Origin of the sequence: Pseudomonas sp. EL_65y_Pfl2_R95 (genome assembly GCF_963971045.1) — a bacterium.
Taxonomy (GTDB): domain Bacteria; phylum Pseudomonadota; class Gammaproteobacteria; order Pseudomonadales; family Pseudomonadaceae; genus Aquipseudomonas.
Window position 1 is genome coordinate 430307 of record NZ_CAXAOV010000004.1, and the last position, 18294, is coordinate 448600.

An 18294-nucleotide genomic window follows, 5' to 3' on the forward strand; every position below is an offset into this window, starting at 1 on the left:
AGCCATCAGTTAATCTCAACAGGACATCAGCATGGCACTCGCTCCATTCCACCTAGCTATACCGGTTTATGACTTGAAGGCTGCTCGGCACTTTTATGGTGAGGTATTCGGTTGCCCTGAAGGTCGTAGCAGCGATCACTGGGTCGACTTTGATTTCTTTGGCCACCAGTTGGTCATCCATGAGAGCCCAAAGACCGATTCGCAATCTCAGGCGCAGAGCAACCCGGTCGACGGTCATGACGTGCCGGTGCCGCATTTTGGTGTGGTATTAGGTTGGCAGGATTGGGAACAGCTGGCGCAGCGGCTGCGCGATCGACAGACAGAGTTTGTGATCGAGCCCTATGTGCGTTTCAAAGGGCAGGTCGGTGAGCAAGCGACCATGTTCCTGTTTGATCCCTGCGGTAACGCGCTTGAGTTCAAAGCCTTTAAAGACTTGTCGCAGATGTTTGCGAAGTAAGCATTTGGTGGCCAGCGAAAATTCCAGACGGAGTTTGCGCTGGCCTAGCTGTTAGTCTTTCTGAGTTAACAGCGCTGGCAATTCAGCCGCGAGCTTTTGGTTATTTAGCGGCGAGCGGATAAAGCCGCGTTGTCTGCCGTCCGGGCCAATAATCACCAGGTTGCCGCTGTGATCGACGGTGTAGTTTGGCTTGCTGGTGTCGGCCGGAATAAACGGAATGCTGACGCCATTGGCGAGTTTTTCGATGACCTTTTCATCACCGGTCAAACCCATAAAGCTTGGATCGAAGTAACCGAGGTATTTTTTCAGTTGCGCGGGTGTATCGCGATTTGGGTCAACGCTGACCAGCACCACCCGTAAGTTATCCACAGCCTCTTTGGGCATCATTTTTTGCAGTTCACGCAGCTCCGCCAAGGTGGCTGGGCAAATGTCCGGGCAAAAGGTGTAGCCGAAAAACAGCAGGCTCCACTTGTCTTTCAGCTGCTCGGTTTTGAACGGCTTGCCGTCTTGGTCAAGCAAATCCACTTGGGGCACGTCCCGGCCTTGTGGCAACAACACAATCCCGGCATCGAGAAGCTTGGTTGGATCAGCCTGAGCCTTGCTGTTGAGCACCTTGTTGACCGTGAGCCCCAATACCAGAGCAACGACTGCGACAAGAACAAAAACGGTAGTCTGAGTACGGGTCATAGCACCAAAATCTATAAGTTGAAGAAGAAGTAGTGATCCACCAGCAAGGCGATGAACAACAGAAACAGGTACCAGATACTGTACTTGAAGGTGTTGATCGCTGCGTGCGGTTTGCTGTCACGGTACAGCACCAGCGACCACTGCAGAAAGCGTGCGCCCAGAATAACCGCGCAAGCCAGGTACAGCATGCCGCTCATGTGAATCGCGTAAGGCAGCAGGGTAACGGCGAACATCATGCAGGTGTAAAGAATGATGTGAACCTTTGTGTAATGCTCGCCATGGGTGACCGGCAGCATAGGGATATCGGCCTTGGCGTATTCCTCTTTACGGTGAATGGCCAGCGCCCAGAAGTGCGGGGGTGTCCAGGCGAAGATAATCAACACCAGCAGCAGCGGTTCGGCGCTGATATGCCCCGTGACCGCCACCCAGCCAAGCAGCGGAGGGGCTGCGCCAGCCAAACCGCCGATAACGATATTCTGCGGCGTCGCACGCTTCAAAAAGCCGGTGTAGAGCACCGCATATCCGAGCAGCGACGCCAGTGTCAGCCAGGCTGCCAGCTCGTTGGTAAATGCCAATAACAGCACCATCCCGCTAACGGCCAGGAGCAATGCAAAGCTCAGCGCTATCGCGGGAGACATCCGCCCTGAAGTGACCGGGCGTTTATGGGTTCGCGCCATGATCGAGTCGATACGGCGGTCAACCACATGGTTCACCGCAGCGGCGGCGCCTGCGCATAAGCCAATGCCGAGATTGCCGAAGATCAATACCTGCCACGTCACGCCGGCGCGCGTTGCGAGAAACATACCCACCAGTGAAGTGATTAGCATCAGCACCACGACCCGGGGTTTGGTCAGCTCGAGAAAGTCTCTCCAGCTCAGGTGTGTCGCCTGTTCGCGTAATAGAGTTGCCATAGGGTGACTCCTTGTTGTTCTAGGCGTTCGACGCTTGCAGGGCGCCTGACTTGTGCCGCAAAGTGGGTTTGGATTTTTTCGCTGGGGCACGGGCGGGTGCCGGTGCTCGTACGCAGTAATTAACCAAAATAGTGCACATCAGTAATCCAGCACCGCCGGCGTTGTGGGCCACGGCAACCACCAGCGGCAGATGAAAAATCACATTGCTGATGCCCAGGCAAACCTGCACGGCCAGCGCCAGCACTACTGCCCCAGCCAGACGACGCAGACCTGCTGCGCGCAACTGCCAAGCCAATAGCAGCAGGATGCAGGTGACGAGCATCGCGCCGATCCGATGCGTCATGTGAATGGCGGTGCGGGCGTCACTGTCGAGTTGGCCGCCCAGATAATTCGGGCCGATATGCTGGCTGAGGTGGAAGCCGTTGGCGAAGTCCATTGCTGGCCACCATTCGCCATGGCATCTGGGGAGGTCGACGCAGGCGACCGCCGCATAGTTACTGCTGACCCATCCGCCCAAGGCAATCTGACCGATAACCAAGGCCAGTGCGGCGCCGGCGAGTAGTCTCAGTCGTGCAGGTATATTCGGTATGACAGGCGCCCGACCTGACAAGCGCAAGGTCAACAAAAACAGCAGGCTCAAGGTGGCAAAGCCGCCAAGCAAATGCAGGGTCACCACTTGCGGCCAGAGCTTGAGGGTGACGGTCCACATGCCGAAAGCGCCTTGTAAGATCACCAAGCCAAGCAGCAGCAGGGGCAGCTTCATCGGTTGTGCAGCGCGGCCGTGTTGCTTCAGCGCATGAACAGCTAAGCCCAGGATGACCAAGCCAAGGGTACCGGCAAAGTAGCGATGGATCATCTCCGCCCAACCCTTTGCGACCTCGACGGGCGCTTCCGGGAATCGCGCTGCCGCCAAGCCTTGAGTGTGGTCACTCATGGGCACCCCGATAAATCCGTAACAACCTGGCCAGTCCGGACAACCGAGCCCGGAGTGGCTGAGGCGCGTATAAGCGCCAAGCACCACCACAACGGCCGTAAGCAATGTGGCAAACAATGCAAAGCGATAGCCCGGTTTAGTCATCACGCACACTCCTTAAGTGCACATCCGCTTTTAGCCAATGCGCGACAGTTTGAGCATATACAGCAGATCTTTCAGCGCTTCCTTGCCCGTGTTGCTGCTGTCATAACGCAGCACCAGATTGCCGTGTGGGTCGACAATCCACAGTTGTGCCTCACCCGCTTTGGCGTCCGTTTGTTCCAGGGTTTTCTGGTAGTGGGTCAATTCCAAAGCGTGCTGCGTCAGCTGGGGATATTCGCGTTTCAGCTGGCTGTCATAATCGCGGCTAACGACTAGACTGGTGGCGAGCGTATGGGTCGCTCGGGTGGCTTCGCGGTTAAGGCCGATATTGATTTGGCGGGCCAGGAACACTAGTTTTCTGCAGTCGTTCGCGCAATCATTTGGCGCGGTGACCAATAACTGCCAGCGTTTATCCGCTGCGTCGCTGACGCCCAAGCTCTCAAGCGTTGGGCCGTTGGCGAGGAGTTCACCGTGATAACTGCGACTCTGCGGCACCCAAAAATTGCCGTAATACATCGCCGTTGCCAGTACCATCGGACCAACCACGATGGCCAGTATCAGCAGCAGTTGCAGGCGTCCGCTAAGTCGGCTTCTAGCCGGGGTATCAGGCATGGTGATGCTTGGGTTCATTGCGCGGCTCCCGTGCGTTATGCACGCCTAAGTAAATAAATAACCCGACCAGAGTCAGCGCCATTGCGAACCACTGCACGGCGTAGCCAAGGTGTTTGTCAGGACTCATTGAGACCACCGGCCACTGGGTTTCAAATGCAGCAGGGCCCGGTTCGATTCGCAGCTCCTCGGCCAAGCCGGCGCGGCCGAGTTGCTGCCACAGGGTTTTGGCGTCGACTTTGGTGATCAATTTGGGCCAGACGTTAGCGGTGGCCACGTCCTGCAATTGCAAAGCATCACCCAGTGATACATAGACTGTGGCATTGAGTTGCAGTGATGAGTCCGGGGTACTGAATGTCGGGGTTACGCGTCGGTCGGCCCAGGGCAGCCAGCCGCGATTAAGCAGCACCCACAAGCCGCTGATTTGATCGTAGAAAGGCTGAAGAACTTCAACGCCGGCATGACCGTCGCGAATACGGTTATCCAGCAACAGGCTGTGCTGGGTGTCAAAAGAACCCTGCAACTTGACCCGCACGTAGGCGCGGTCAGTTTGCCCCTCGAGCTGATTGAGACTGATCGGTGCGGCGATCTCTTGCAGTTGGTGGGCAGCGAGCATTTGCCGTTTTTGTTCGGCACGGTCGAGTTGCCAAAAGCCCAGGCCAACCAGCACAGGCAGCAAGACCAGCACTGCTATGCTTGGAATCACGCCCGGACGAAAGCCGCTCATGACATCTGCCTAAGTGACCTGGCGGAGCTGGCTATACTGCTGGTTAAGCGCATTTATCTCCCCCGGAGTTTTAAAGGAGCCACGCATGTTAAAAGCCGCGATCATCCTTCTCCTGCTTGCGACCCTGGTCAGCTTGTTCAGCGGCCTGTTCTTTTTGGTTAAAGACGAAGGCCATGGTTCGCGAGTGGTCAACTCGCTGACCGTCCGAGTCAGTTTGGCCGCTGCAACCCTGGCGCTTATCGCTTGGGGGTTTTACAGCGGTCAGTTGGTTAGCCATGTTTCTTGGTAACTCGTTATAGGTGCGTTGGCACCGGTCAGAGCACGTAGACGAAGATAAACAGGCCAAGCCAGACCACATCGACGAAGTGCCAATACCAACTGGCGGCTTCAAAACCGAAGTGTTTATCCGGGTTGAAGTGGCCCTTCATGACACGCATCAGCATCACGAACAGAATCAGCGCGCCCATGGTTACGTGCGCGCCGTGGAAACCGGTGAGCATGAAAAAGGTTGCGCCATAAATCCCTGAACCCAGCGTCAACCCCAAATGGTTGTAGGCTTCGTAGTATTCGTAGGCCTGTAGAAACAAAAACGCCACCCCGAGCAGAACAGTCAATGCCAGCCAGGCTTTGAGTGCGCCGCGGTGGTTCTTTTTTAGGGCGTGGTGGGCGAATGTCACGGTGAAGCTGGAACTGACCAGCAAGATGGTATTGATCAGTGGCAGGTGCCAAGGGTCGATCACTCCGCTGGGTGGCGGAAACAGTTTTGGGTCTGGGGTATGCAGCAGCGGCCAACTGAACTCAAAGCTCGGCCACAGCATATTGGCAACGCCTTTAGCGCCTTCACCGCCAAGCCATGGCCCGGCAAGATGGCGAACGTAGAAGAGTGCGCCGAAGAACGCAGCAAAGAACATCACCTCAGAAAAGATGAACCAGCTCATGCCCCAACGGAACGAGCGATCCATTTGCGGGCTATAGAGGCCTGCGTCGCTTTCTTTGATCACGTTGCTGAACCAGCCAAACAGCATATAGGCCATGAACAACCCGCCAATAAAGAAGATTAGTGGCCCATGGGAGTCCGGGCGGTTGGCCGACATATCATTGAACCAGGTGCCGACCCCGAAGACACTAATCAGCATGCCTAGCGTGGCAATGATTGGCCACTTGCTTTGTGGTGGTACGTAATACGTTTCGTGAGACGCCATCTTTGTTCTCCTTATTAAGGCGAAACTACGCTCATTACTTATGATTAACCTGCGCTACCGGCGGTATGCGGGCAGTGACATCAAACAAGGTGTACGCCAGCGTCAGGTGGTGCACGTCGGCGGGTAAGTCTTTATCAACGATAAATCGCACCGGCATTTCAATACGCTCGCCGGGTTGGAGTATTTGCTGGCTGAAGCAGAAGCATTCGGTCTTGTGAAAATAGGCAGCGGCTTCGGACGGCGCGATACTGGGGATAGCTTGAGCTGTCATCGGCTTGTCCGTCGGGTTACTGGCTACAAACAGCATCTGGTTGGTGCCGCCTGGGTGTACAACGATGTCATCGGCCATGGGCTTGAACACCCATGGCATGTCGATGTTGTTGGTGGCCAGAAACTGTACCCGCACTTCTCGCTGGGTATTCTCAACTTGAACGCCTTCATAGGCAGCGCCGCTGGTCTTGCCATTGATGCCGAACGCCTGGCACATCACGTCATAAAGCGGCACCAAGGCAAAGCCGAAGGCAAACATCCCCACCACCACACCTAACAGGCGGAGTACAAGACGGCGGTTAGGTGTTTGACTGCTCATAAAGGCTCCTTATTTAACTTCAGGTGGCGTGCTGAAGGTGTGGTAAGGCGCAGGCGACGGAATCGTCCACTCCAAACCATCGGCACCGTCCCAAGGCTTGGCTGGCGCAGGTTTGCCGCCACGAATGCACTTGATGACAATGAACAGGAACAGCAACTGCGTGGCCCCGAACATAAACGCGCCAATGGAGGAGACCATGTTGAAGTTGGCAAACATCAGGTTGTAGTCCGGAATCCGCCGCGGCATGCCTGCCAGCCCCACGAAGTGCATGGGGAAGAAGGTCATGTTCATGCCGACAAAGCTCATCCAGAAATGCAGCTTGCCAAGGGTCTCGTCATACATATGGCCGGTCCACTTTGGCAGCCAGTAGTAAGCCGAGGCAAAGATGCCGAAGATCGCACCGGGCACCAGTACATAGTGGAAGTGGGCCACCACAAAGTAGGTGTCGTGATACTGGAAGTCAGCCGGTGCAATCGCCAGCATCAGTCCGGAGAAACCACCGATGGTGAACAGGATGACGAAGGCCACGGCGAACAGCATCGGTGTCTCAAAGGTCATTGAGCCTTGCCACATGGTGCTGGCCCAGTTGAACACCTTCACCCCGGTCGGTACCGCAATCAACATCGTTGCGTACATGAAGAACAGCTCACCGGTCAGGGGAATACCGACGGTGAACATGTGGTGGGCCCAGACGATAAACGACAGAAAGGCAATCGAGGCCGTCGCATAAACCATCGAGGTATAGCCAAACAATGGCTTGCGTGCGAAGGCCGGGATTATCGCGCTGACGGCACCAAATGCCGGCAGGATCATGATGTACACCTCGGGGTGCCCGAAGAACCAGAACACATGCTGGAACAACACCGGGTCACCCCCGCCAGCCGCGCTGAAGAAGCTGGTGCCGAAGTGAATATCCATCAGCATCATGGTCACCACCCCCGCCAGCACTGGCATTACTGCAATGAGCAGAAAGGCGGTGATAAGCCAGGTCCAGACGAACAGCGGCATTTTCATAAGGGTCATGCCAGGCGCACGCAGATTGAGGATGGTCGCAATGATGTTGATCCCACCCATGATCGAACTGACCCCCATCAAGTGGATGGCGAAGATGAAAAAGGTCACGCTTTCAGGTGCGTATGTCGTCGACAGTGGCGCGTAGAAGGTCCAGCCAAAGTTCGGCCCGCCACCCGGCATAAACAAGGTGCTGACCAGCAAGCTGAAGGCTGCCGGCAGCAACCAGAAGCTAAAGTTGTTCATCCGCGGCAGGGCCATGTCTGGCGCGCCAATCATCAGCGGCACCATCCAGTTGGCCAGCCCGACAAACGCAGGCATGACCGCGCCGAAGACCATGATCAGGCCGTGCATGGTGGTCATCTGGTTGAAGAATTCCGGCTGTACGATCTGCAGGCCGGGCTGGAATAACTCAGCACGAATGACCATGGCAAAGCTGCCGCCGAGCAGGAACATGGCGAAGCTGAACCAGAGGTACATGGTGCCAATATCTTTGTGGTTGGTAGTCAGCACCCAACGCATTAGGCCTTTAGCTGGGCCGTGGTGATGGTCATGCCCTGCATGACCGTGGTCGATCACTGCACTCATGTCATTGCTCCTCGGCTTGCTTGAGCTCTAGCACTTCTTTTGGGGTGACCATATCGCCAACCTTGTTGCCCCAGGCATTACGCTCGTAGGTCACCACCGCGGCGATATCCACTTCAGAGAGTTGTTTGCCGAAGGCGGCCATCGCCGTGCCCGGCACACCATGGAACACCTTACTGAGGTGATCCTCTTTCGGCCCTGTGGCGACTTTTGAACCATCCAGTGCCGGGAACATAGGCGGCAAGCCTTGGCCTTCAGGTTGGTGACATGAGGCGCATGTGGTGTGGTAAATCTTATCGCCGCGTGCAACCAACTCCTCAAGCGTCCAGTCTTTCTCGGTCAGCTCTTTAAGCTTCGCCGTTTCGGCTTTTTGTTCGGCTAGCCACTTCTCGTAATCAGGCTTGGACTTGGCCTCAACCACAATGGGCATAAAGCCGTGGTCTTTACCGCACAGCTCAGCGCACTGGCCGCGATAAATGCCTGGCTTGTCAATGCGGGTCCATGACTCGTTGATAAAGCCTGGAATCGCATCTTTCTTCACTGCCAGTGCAGGCACCCACCACGCATGAATCACGTCGGCGGAGGTAATCAGAAAGCGGATTTTTTCACCCACCGGAACGACCAACGGCTGGTCCACCTCAAGCAGGTAGTGCTCACCTTTTTCGGCCTGATTGTGGATTTGCGTGGAGGGCGTCGCCAGGTTGCTGAAGAACTCAACATCCTGGCCCAGATACTTGTAATGCCACTTCCATTGATACCCCGTGATCTGAATATCAACGTCTGACTCTGAGGTGTCGTAGATATCAATCAGGGTTTTGGTCGCGGGGATGGCCATTAACACCAGAATCGCCAAGGGCACGATGGTCCAGAGAATCTCGACCGTGGTGCTTTCATGGAAGTTGGCGGGTACCTGGCCAGTTGAGCGACGGTGAATAAACATCGACCAGAACATGGCGCCAAACACGATTACACCAATGACCACACAGATCCAGAAGATGGTCATGTGCAGATCGAAAACGGTGCGGCTTACCTCGGTAGCTCCTGGTGTCATGTTGACAGTCCAGGCCGCCTCAGCGGTACTGAACGCCAACCACAGCAGCAGGCCCATCCAAACACGTGGATGTCGCGACATTGCGGGTTCCCCTTATCATTCTTGTTATCCCGCCGGCGTAGCCTGCGGCAAAGGGATCGACTGCCAAGCCCTGGCGCGTGTTAACGGCCAGAATCTGTAGCAACAACTGTCAAGCCCTCTCCGTGCCGAAGCCCGTCCGGTTCCATCAAGCAGTGCCTATCGCTCTGGAGTATAGTCGGCGCCCAGCAGCCCGCAATGTGAAAGCCTAAATGGCTAATACATAGTTGGGCGAGTGGGTAACTCCACGGCTGACGGGGCTTGGCATTGGTTGGCAAGTCACGCATATAGCTGGCTGATATAGAAAAATATTGAGTTATGACAATCTCGTCTTAAACTCAAACGCACAGCAACTAGGGTTGCACGGGTCTGTTCAGTCAGGAGTCGACCACGGCCCGGGTGCCCGTAATCTTTAGATTCAACCTTTGTCTATGGAGTGACTACCCACCAGCAGTTCGTCGTGGTGCCATAAAATTATTGGCCTGCCCGCTGCCACTTAAGCACCTAAGCCCTCGTTTGAAGGAGCTGCCATGAATACCCCTGCTTTACGTGAAATGATCGAAAAAGCGCTGCATCATGAGGCGAAAAGTGGCCAATTGGCCGCGCAGCTGCAGGCGCAAATTAATCACATTCATCCCTCCATTCGCCTGCCGTCGGCCAACCCGTTAGCCGCGCTGATTGGCTTCGTGACCGCTTATATTGAAGAGGTACCGCAAGTCATCGACGCCGCCGCCCAGGTGGCAGTCGAGGCGGGCATAGAAGACCAGATAAAACCCGTGCTCAAGGTCGCCGAGCAGTTTTTCCTGCAGCCACCGGCACTAATGTCCGGTCACGAAGGCCTCGATGGCCTGCTGGATGAAGCCTATCTGGCGCATCGGCTGGTAGAGGAGGTCAACGACCTGTACATCGGTCATTTCGGCCAGCCATTAATTCCCTTGGATACAACGGTTGCCAATCTGGTCGCGCACCAGTTGATCGGCGAGCCATTCGCTAACCAACTGGACGAAGCGGTGCATCGTACGGTGCTGGGTATGCTCAATGAAGACAGCTTCAAGCAAGATTCGGTACAGGCGTATCGCGAGCGCTTGAACGCGCCGAAAACTGCAGCCGCCTGGCAGCGCTGGCCGTGCTTCTCGGCTCAGCTTGGGGTTGAGCTGGTGCTGGATACGCAGCGCGTTACTCCGTAAAATCTCGGCGATAACCGTGATCAGTGCGGTTATCGCCGTCAATCAGCCGCCGCTGGCTGATTAGTCGTGCCGGTAGCGAGCCCGTGGCGTGGCCAGGGGCATCGGCCCCTCGTCAATCGAGCGAAACTCACCGAGTTCGGCATCATAAGCGACGATCTCACTGGTCTCGATGTCGTAAACCCAGCCATGGACAAACAGCTGGCCACTGGCAATTTTCGCCGCCACAGAAGGGTGGGTACGCAAGTGATCGAGTTGCGCCAGCACGTTTTCTTTGGTCAGCACGCCAAGGGTGGTGTGATCGACGCAGCCGCAATTTTCGGCGACGACGGTTTTTGCCACTTCGGCATGGCGCAGCCAGGCTTTCACCGTTGGCATGCGCTCCAGGGACTCTGGGTTGAGCACCGCCTTCATTGCACCGCAGTCCGAGTGACCGCAAATAATGATGTGGTGAACATTAAGCGCCATGACCGCAAATTCGATTGCGGTTGATACCCCACCCATCATCTGCCCGTAAGGTGGGACCACGTTGCCAACGTTGCGCGTGACGAACAAGTCACCCGGGCTGGTTTGAGTGATCAGTTCCGGAACGATGCGCGAGTCGGCGCAGGTGATAAACATGGCGCGCGGGGTTTGCTCATGTGCGAGCTTCTTGAACAATTCCTCTTGCTGAGGAAAGACTTCCTTACGAAAGCGCCTGAAGCCATCAACAATATGCTGCAACGCCTCATCTGCACTTTCTGCTACGGGGGCGTCTACTTGTTTTTTATCCATGCTGCCAACCTCGAAAACCACGGAAATATCGAAGCCCGCCGGCTGAGGTTAATCCTCTGCCGGTTTCATCAGGCCACTACTGGACAGTCAAAAAAGTCTGCGGGTCACAACTTTCAATTCAAGATAGCAGCGTAGCATTGCTCGCTTGCAAACTCGCATTGGGTAGCCAGATCTATGTTCTGACCGCCGAATTTACAAGGCGACTGCACTCAAAAAAAGCTTTTTGTAACTGCATTTAGCCAAATGACTGGCGCAGTCGCCTGTGTATTGAAGGCAGGATCCTTGAGTCGCTCACGGGCAGCTATCAGTTCAAGCGCTAAAGGTCTTTGACTTCGGACCAGAAGGGCAAGTCCGGGCCGGTACGTGAGCAGGTAATTGCCGCCGCTTGTACGGCCAGCTTAAGCATGGCGTCAACGTGCCAGCGACTGATGCTGGCCAGTCCAGCAGGGGAATCCAAATCGTTGCGCTGCAGATACGCGAGCAGGGCTGCTTGAAAGGTATCACCTGCGCCTACCGTGTCACGAGTGATTACAGGCACCGAAGGAATATCCCAATGGCCGTGTTGATAACTGAATACGCTTGCACCTTGTTGGCCGCGGGTCAAAAAGATCAGCTGGCAACGCTCACTTAGCCAGCTGTGGACCAGCACTTGCGGGTCTTGGCCTGGGTAAAGCAGTTCAAGGTCTTCATCACTGACCTTGATCATGTGCGCGTAGTTGACCAAGGTTTCAACGCTAATCCGCCACAGCGCAATATCTGGTTGCGGATTAAGCCGCACATTGGGGTCGTAACTGATCAATCGTTGCGGGTACTGCGCTGTAATCAACTCAAGCAGCGTATCCGCCACCGGCTTGACCACTAAAGAGTATGAGCCGACATGGATGCCGCGCACGCGAGCGTCGAGTTGCGGTATATCTGCGCTGTGCAGCTGGCGATCGGCACAGCCTTCGCCGCGAAACGAGTACTGTGGCGAACCCTGCTGATCTAGCCCAACCATGGCCAGTGTTGTGGGCGCATCGGAGCCGACAAGGTAGTCATCGGCCACACCTTCTTCAGCGAGAACGCGGCGCAAGCGCAGGCCAAAGTAGTCAGTCGAGATACCGGTAAACAGCGCTGACTCAACCCCCAGGCGGCGCAAGCCGATTGCTACATTGAATGGCGAACCACCGGCCACTGCTTTGAACTCAACCTCGCTATTGCGTGGGCTGGGCTCCAGGCTGAAAAAATCGAATAACGCTTCGCCACACACCAGATACATGAAGCACTCCTAGGCAGCCGTAGCTCAGTGCTACGGCGGTATCGAACTCAGTCAAGCAAGTGTTGCAACCGAGTCGCCACGTTAAAGCTTAATTACTCAAGCTGGTTAGCTGCTGAAGATAGCGTTGGTAAGCCACCTCGTATTGCGCACTGCGTCGTGGGTCTGGGTCCGTTTGGGTGCTCTGATCGAGACGTACACAGGCATTGCATAATAGGTCCAGAGAAACCGATTTGCCGCTTAATTTGGCCGCGCACCAAGCCGCTTGAATAGCCGCACCCAAGGCCGCTGCTTCAGTGTGTTCAGGGCAAACCAGGGGTGTTGCCATAATGTCGGCAACGGCTTGACGCCACATTGGGCTTTTCGCAGCGCCGCCAATCAAACGGATCTCTCGGCTCTTAATTCCGCTGTCACGTAACAGATCAAGGCCATAGCGCAGACTGAATAATGTGCCTTCAACCACGGCCCGGCACAGGTTCGCGCGGTTGAGGTTTTCGCTGGTAATACCGCTGAGGCTCGCTGTTGCATGGGGCAATGCAGGCACGCGTTCACCGTTGAAGAACGGCATCAGCAGCAGGCCATCAGCGCCGATTGGCGCCGAGTCTACCAAGGTGGCAAAGTCATCCAGATTGAGTTCTAGCAGGTGTTGTATCAGTCCGCTGGCGCTGGTCAGGTTCATGGTGCAAATCAGCGGTAACCAACCTCCCGACGATGAACAAAACGCCGCGACCTGCGGATGGCTGCTGATCACGGGTTGGTCGCCATAGGCATATAAAGTGCCGGAAGTGCCAAGGCTCATGGTGATCGCCCCGGGGCGAATATTGCCGGTGCCGATTGCCCCCATCATATTGTCACCGCCACCGCTGGCCACGATGACATCGGGGTTTAAATGCAGCCGTTGGGCAGCCTCTGCCCGCAAAGTGCCGACGGGTTGGTCGGGTTCGATCAGCTCTGGCAATGCCTTGATCAAGCGGCCAGTTGGATCTAAGTGATCCAGTAGCTCGGTGTCCCACGTGCGGGTGCGAATGTTGAAATAGCCGGTGCCTGAGGCATCACCATATTCACTGCAGCATCGTCCAGTCAGCCAGTAGTTGATGTAGTCGTGGGGCAACAGGATGTGCGCGATTTGCGCATAGATTTTGGGGTGATGGCGTTGAGTCCAAAGCAACTTGGACAGTGTGTAACCGGGGGCTATAGCCACGCCAAGACGCTCGATAGATCCGGCTTCACCGCCCAAATCGTCAAGCAACTTCTGGTTTTCAGCTGTTGATTCGGTGTCGCACCAGAGCTTGGCCGGGCGCAGCACTGTTCCCTGCTGGTCAAGCAAAACCAAACCATGTTGCTGGCCCGAAACGGCCATGCCCTTAATCGCCTGGCCTGAGAGGCCAGCCTGCTGCAGCGCCGCATGGGTTGCTTGCTCAAGCGCTGTTAGCCACTGATCAACATGCTGCTCGCGGCGTCCGTTTGGGCCGCTGATCAATTGATGCGAGGCGCTGCCTTGTCCCAAGACCTCGCCTGTTTCAGGGTTAAGGATCAGTGCTTTGGTGCCTTGGGTGCCGCAATCGATACCTAAATACATGGTTGCTTTACCGCGTGTACCGCCGAGGTGTCAGTGCTCGGCGCAATCCTGATTTGAGCCTTGCGTCACGCTTTATCGCTGCAAGGTTATGGTGCTTGTAAGAAACGCTATGTTTCGTCCGCTAGCAGCGCTTGCAAGGTGCCGCTGACACCAAGGGTGCGCAGGCGCTGCAGGTTGCGCTCGAAGGCCTGAACAAACGCAGGCGATGCAGCCAGCGCTGGGCCAAAGATGCTTTCAGCGCCCAAGACCCGCTCAGTTAGCCGCGCATCGTCGCTGACCAGCGTGCGGCAATAGTCTGCACGCGGATCAATCATGTTGTAGCGCTCGCCCTGTTCATCCACTTCCTTGAGATACAGCGCCCATGCCGCTACGACCAGCGCCGCTGAGTCCAGCGGCTTGCCTTCAACGATCAATTGATTAAGGGTTGGGACGATAAATTTCGCGAATTTCGATGAACCATCCGAGCACACGCGCTCCAGCTGGTCGGCAATTGCCTGATTGGAAAAGCGCTCAATCAGGGTGTCCTTGTAGTCACCCAAATCGATACCCGGCACCGAGGCCAACTGCGGGGTCACATCCACATCCATAAACCGGCGGATGTAATTGCGCATCAACTCGTCGTCCATGGTTTGATGGACGAAGCGGTAGCCCTTGAGGAAGCCCAGATATGTCAGTGCCAGATGGCTGCCGTTAAGCAACTTGATCTTCATCTCTTCATAGGGGCTGACGTCGTCGGTAAACTGCACGCCAACCTTTTCCCACGCGGGGCGGCCGTTGCAGAACTTGTCTTCCAGCACCCACTGCACAAAGGGTTCACAGACCACCGGCCAGGCATCTTCAATACCGTGCTGGGCGGCAAGCTGTTGACGGTGGTTGTCTTTGGTCATCGGCGTGATGCGGTCAACCATGGCATTGGGGAAACTGACGTGAGCGTCAATCCAGGTGGCCAGATCATGATTGAGCAAATGGGCAAAGCTGAGTAAGGCCTTGCGGGTCACTGCGCCGTTATGCGGCAGGTTATCGCAGGACATCAAGGTGAACGCTGGAATGTTCGCTGCACGGCGTTGGGCCAGCGCCGCACAGAGAAAACCGAAGACGCTGCGGGGCGCGTGCGGGTGCGCGAGGTCATGCTGGATTTGCGGCAGTGTGGCGATAAACTCGCCTGTGCTGTCGTCCATGCAATAGCCGCCTTCGGTAATGGTCAGTGAAACAATTTTCACCTGCGCATCACTGAGCTTGTCGATCAACGCCTGCGCCGAGTCTTCGGCCAAAAGCATATTGCGGATCGAGCCGATTACCCGGACTTCAGCGCCCGGCTCATCTGCCAGTTGAACCAGGGTATATAAATGGTCCTGTGCGGCCAATGCGTCGCGCATTGCCCGGTCTTCTGCGCGCAATCCGACACCGCAGATACCCCACTCGGCAGCTTCGCCTTGGTTGATCAAGGCGTCGGTATAGACCGCTTGATGCGCGCGATGAAAGCCGCCGACACCAATGTGGACCATACCTTCAGCGACAACTTGGGAGTGCTCACTGGGTTGACCAATATCAGCGGCAAGCTTGGATAAGTTCTGGCGATTGAGTTTCATCGGAGTTCCTTGGCAAGCCGCTTAAGCCGCTGATTGAATGCGTTTGTCGATGGCTTTGCCGCTGTCGTCAAACAGGTGGCAGTGCGCCGGATCGAAGCCTATGTCCAAGGCTTGGCCAAATGTCGGCGCGAAGTCGCCACGCACCCGCACCGTCAGCATTTCGCCTGATTGGCTGCGCACATGGCAGTAGGTGTCGCTGCCAAGGCGTTCACTGACATCGGCGGTCACGCTAAATACGCCTTCGCCTTGCGGCACGATATTCATGTGCTCGGGGCGAATGCCCAGCGTCACCTTGCTGCCCGCTGCAAGTGGCGTTGTCAGCGGGAGAGTGATGCTGGCGGCGGCATCGAGTTTGACTTCACAGGCGTTGGTGCTGGTCTGGCCCAATTGCCCGGCTAGAAAACCCATGGTCGGTGTACCGAGGAAACCCGCAACAAATAAATTGGCTGGATGGTGGTAGAGCTCAAGCGGTGAGCCAACTTGCTCAACCCGGCCGCTGTTGAGTACCACCACTTTGGTCGCGAGCGTCATCGCCTCGACTTGGTCATGGGTGACGTAAATCATCGTGGCTTGGAGGTCATGGTGCAGGCGCGTCAATTCCAAGCGCATTTGCACCCGCAGCGCCGCATCAAGGTTCGACAGTGGCTCGTCGAAGAGGAAGATTTTCGGGTTGCGCACAATCGCCCGGCCAATCGCCACGCGTTGACGCTGCCCGCCGGATAACTGCTTGGGTTTGCGCTCCAGCAAAGGGTCGAGTTCGAGGATGCGCGCGGCACTTTCAACCTTCTCTTTAATTTCGTGCTTGGGCGCACCGGACAGGTCGAGACCAAACGACAAGTTTTTGCGCACCGTCATGTGCGGATACAAGGCGTAGGTTTGAAACACCATGGCCAGATCACGCTTGGCCGGGGCGACTTCGGTAATGTCTGTGCCATCCAGTTCAAGGGTGCCGCTGCTGACATCTTCCAAACCGGCGATCAGGCGCAGCAGGGTCGATTTACCGCAGCCAGACGGCCCGACAAACACCACAAACTCGCGGTCATGAATATCCAGATCGATACCTTTGATGATCGAGAACCCTTCAAAGGCTTTTTTCAGGTTGCGTACTTTTAGATCAGCCATTACAGAATCCTATTGTTATTTGACGGCGCCGAAGGACAGGCCACGTACCAGTTGTTTCTGGCTGATCCAGCCAAGAATCAGAATAGGCGCACAGGCCAAGGTCGAAACCGCCGAAAGCTTGGCCCAGAACAGGCCCTCCGGGCTTGAGTAGGAAGCGACCAAAGCGGTTAGTGGCGCGGCGGCGGATGAGGTCAGGTTGAGTGACCAGAATGCCTCGTTCCAGCACAGAATCAGCGAAAGCAGCATGGTCGAAGCCAAGCCCCCACGGGCAATCGGCAGCAGCACGCGGCTGATTTCCTGCAGCGTGGTGGCGCCATCCAAGCGTGCCGCTTCGAGGATGTCGACCGGGATGTCCTTGAAGTAGGTGTACACCATCCAGATCACGATCGGCAGGTTGATCAGGGTGTAGATCACGATCAATGCCAGGCGCGAATCGAGCATGCCTAGGCTTTTGCAGATCAAGTAAATCGGCATCAAAACGCCCACCGGCGGCAGCATCTTGGTCGACAGCATCCAGAGCAAGGTACCTTTGGTGCGCTTGGTCTCGAAGAAGGCCATGGAATAGGCCGCTGGTACTGCAATCAGCATGCTCAGGGCGGTGGCAATGAACGAGATCAGCACCGAGTTCAAGGCGTAGCTGAAATAGTCGCTGCGCTCATTGATGTGTAGGTAGTTTTCCAGGGTCGGAGTGAAAAAAAGCTGCGGCGGTGTGGCAATTGCGACGAGCTCGGTTTTAAAGCTGGTCAGCACCATCCAGAAAATCGGAAAGAAGATCAGCGCGGCGATCAACCAAGCGGCGCAGCCAACCAGCAGGCTTTGCAGGCTACGTTTTTGTTTTAGAGTCAGCATGGTCGCGCCCTCACTGTTTGTCTGTGAGGCTTTTGCCGATCAATCTGATCAGCACGAGCGCCGCAATATTGGCAATCACAACCGCGATCAAGCCGCCTGCCGACGCCATGCCGACATCAAACTGCAGCAGCGCCTGGTTGTAGATCAGGTACGCCAGGTTGGTCGATTCAAAGCCCGGCCCCCCGCTGGTTGTGGTGAAGATTTCGGCAAAGATCGACAGCAGGAAAATGGTTTCGATCATCACCACCACCGCAATCGGCCGCGCCAAATGCGGCAGGGTCAGGTGCCAGAAGATCGCGATCGGGCCCGCACCCTCAAGACGCGCCGCTTCTTTTTGCTCTTGGTCCAATGACTGCATCGCGGTCATCAGCAGCAAGATGGCGAACGGCAGCCACTGCCACGAAACAATCATGATGATCGAGAACAGCGGGTGTTGCGCTAGCCAGTCCACGGGCTGCGCGCCGAAGAACTTCCATACCGCTGCCAGAATCCCCGAGACCGGATGAAAAATCAGGTTCTTCCACAGCAGCGCGCTAACTGTTGGCATGATAAAAAACGGCGAAATCAGCATCACCCGGACTATGCCGCGGCCCCAGAATTCGCACGCCTCAAGCAGCGCGGAAATCAGTACGCCGAACACCACGCTGATCAACAGAACACTGCCAACCAGGGTCAGGGTATTTATCGCCCCCGGCATAAAGCCCGGGTCGGTCAAAAAATATTCGAAGTTTTCCAGGCCAACAAAGCTTTCTTCGCCCGGATACAGCAAGTTGTAGCGGATCGTCGAAAAGTAAATAGTCATGCCCAGCGGCACGACCATCCAAAGCAGCAACAGCAGCACGGATGGGCTGACCAGAAACCAGCCAACTTTGAAGCCGCGTTTCCTGGCTTTGTTTTCTGTAGCTTGCGGGTGAGTGTCGAGAGCCGAAGTAGGCATGGCAACTCCAAAAGTGAGCAGGG

19 protein-coding genes are annotated in these 18294 nt (G+C 56.0%); 3 read left to right on the forward strand and 16 right to left on the reverse strand.

What is annotated here, in order from left to right; all coding sequences use genetic code 11:
• The first annotated feature begins 31 nt into the window (after positions 1-31).
• On the forward strand, positions 32-457 hold the full coding sequence (locus tag AACY09_RS15425) for a VOC family protein (RefSeq protein WP_339489255.1): 426 nt from the start codon (positions 32-34) through the stop codon (positions 455-457).
• Positions 458-508: 51 nt separating this feature from the next.
• On the opposite strand, the gene AACY09_RS15430 is transcribed toward AACY09_RS15425, so the two are convergent.
• The 5 genes from AACY09_RS15430 to AACY09_RS15450 are packed head-to-tail and all read right to left on the reverse strand — an operon-like array spanning position 509 to position 4466.
• Positions 509-1144: an SCO family protein gene (locus AACY09_RS15430; RefSeq protein ID WP_339489256.1), complete on the reverse strand. Its 636-nt coding sequence runs from the start codon at positions 1142-1144 to the stop codon at positions 509-511.
• An 11-nt stretch (positions 1145-1155) separates the two neighbouring features.
• On the reverse strand, positions 1156-2055 hold the full coding sequence (gene cyoE / locus AACY09_RS15435; protein ID WP_339489258.1) for a heme o synthase: 900 nt from the start codon (positions 2053-2055) through the stop codon (positions 1156-1158).
• 19 nt (positions 2056-2074) lie between these two features.
• Positions 2075-3133, reverse strand: coding sequence for a COX15/CtaA family protein (locus AACY09_RS15440; protein ID WP_339489385.1), 1059 nt, complete (start codon positions 3131-3133; stop codon positions 2075-2077).
• 30 nt (positions 3134-3163) lie between these two features.
• Positions 3164-3760 (reverse strand): hypothetical protein, encoded by a 597-nt coding sequence (locus tag AACY09_RS15445; protein WP_339489259.1) that lies wholly within the window; start codon positions 3758-3760, stop codon positions 3164-3166.
• On the reverse strand, positions 3735-4466 hold the full coding sequence (locus AACY09_RS15450; protein ID WP_339489261.1) for an SURF1 family protein: 732 nt from the start codon (positions 4464-4466) through the stop codon (positions 3735-3737). The genes AACY09_RS15445 and AACY09_RS15450 overlap by 26 nt, the downstream gene beginning before the upstream one ends.
• Positions 4467-4551: 85 nt before the next feature.
• On the opposite strand from AACY09_RS15450, the gene AACY09_RS15455 reads away from it, so the two are divergent.
• On the forward strand, positions 4552-4755 hold the full coding sequence (locus AACY09_RS15455) for a twin transmembrane helix small protein (protein WP_339489262.1): 204 nt from the start codon (positions 4552-4554) through the stop codon (positions 4753-4755).
• Between the two features lie 25 nt (positions 4756-4780).
• Here the strand turns inward: AACY09_RS15455 and AACY09_RS15460 are convergent, their stop codons facing one another.
• The 4 genes from AACY09_RS15460 to coxB are packed head-to-tail and all read right to left on the reverse strand — an operon-like array spanning position 4781 to position 8985.
• Positions 4781-5668: a cytochrome c oxidase subunit 3 gene (locus AACY09_RS15460; protein ID WP_339489263.1), complete on the reverse strand. Its 888-nt coding sequence runs from the start codon at positions 5666-5668 to the stop codon at positions 4781-4783.
• 34 nt (positions 5669-5702) lie between these two features.
• Positions 5703-6257 carry a cytochrome c oxidase assembly protein gene (locus tag AACY09_RS15465; RefSeq protein ID WP_339489265.1) on the reverse strand — a complete coding sequence of 185 codons (555 nt, stop codon included), beginning with the start codon at positions 6255-6257 and terminating at the stop codon, positions 5703-5705.
• A gap of 9 nt (positions 6258-6266) precedes the next feature.
• Complete coding sequence (gene ctaD / locus AACY09_RS15470; protein WP_339489267.1) at positions 6267-7856, reverse strand: cytochrome c oxidase subunit I; 1590 nt, start codon at positions 7854-7856, stop codon at positions 6267-6269.
• Between the two features lies 1 nt (position 7857).
• On the reverse strand, positions 7858-8985 hold the full coding sequence (coxB, locus tag AACY09_RS15475) for a cytochrome c oxidase subunit II (protein ID WP_339489268.1): 1128 nt from the start codon (positions 8983-8985) through the stop codon (positions 7858-7860).
• Positions 8986-9512: 527 nt separating this feature from the next.
• Here coxB and AACY09_RS15480 point away from each other — a divergent pair.
• On the forward strand, positions 9513-10169 hold the full coding sequence (locus AACY09_RS15480; protein WP_339489271.1) for a hypothetical protein: 657 nt from the start codon (positions 9513-9515) through the stop codon (positions 10167-10169).
• A gap of 60 nt (positions 10170-10229) precedes the next feature.
• Here AACY09_RS15480 and AACY09_RS15485 read toward each other — a convergent pair whose 3' ends face one another.
• From AACY09_RS15485 to AACY09_RS15515, 7 genes are all read right to left on the reverse strand, one after another.
• Positions 10230-10940, reverse strand: coding sequence for a carbonic anhydrase (locus tag AACY09_RS15485; protein ID WP_339489272.1), 711 nt, complete (start codon positions 10938-10940; stop codon positions 10230-10232).
• Positions 10941-11256: 316 nt separating this feature from the next.
• Positions 11257-12198 carry a carbohydrate kinase family protein gene (locus AACY09_RS15490; protein WP_339489273.1) on the reverse strand — a complete coding sequence of 314 codons (942 nt, stop codon included), beginning with the start codon at positions 12196-12198 and terminating at the stop codon, positions 11257-11259.
• A gap of 88 nt (positions 12199-12286) precedes the next feature.
• Positions 12287-13774 (reverse strand): xylulokinase, encoded by a 1488-nt coding sequence (gene xylB / locus AACY09_RS15495; RefSeq protein WP_339489274.1) that lies wholly within the window; start codon positions 13772-13774, stop codon positions 12287-12289.
• Positions 13775-13881: 107 nt separating this feature from the next.
• Positions 13882-15363 carry a mannitol dehydrogenase family protein gene (locus tag AACY09_RS15500; protein ID WP_339489275.1) on the reverse strand — a complete coding sequence of 494 codons (1482 nt, stop codon included), beginning with the start codon at positions 15361-15363 and terminating at the stop codon, positions 13882-13884.
• Positions 15364-15384: 21 nt separating this feature from the next.
• Positions 15385-16485, reverse strand: a complete 1101-nt coding sequence (locus AACY09_RS15505; RefSeq protein WP_339489277.1) for an ABC transporter ATP-binding protein — start codon at positions 16483-16485, stop codon at positions 15385-15387.
• Between the two features lie 15 nt (positions 16486-16500).
• The gene (locus AACY09_RS15510; RefSeq protein WP_339489278.1) at positions 16501-17334 is read right to left on the reverse strand and encodes a carbohydrate ABC transporter permease; all 834 of its coding nucleotides are present in this window, start codon (positions 17332-17334) and stop codon (positions 16501-16503) included.
• Between the two features lie 10 nt (positions 17335-17344).
• Positions 17345-18271: a carbohydrate ABC transporter permease gene (locus AACY09_RS15515; protein ID WP_339489279.1), complete on the reverse strand. Its 927-nt coding sequence runs from the start codon at positions 18269-18271 to the stop codon at positions 17345-17347.
• Positions 18272-18294: the final 23 nt, after the last annotated feature.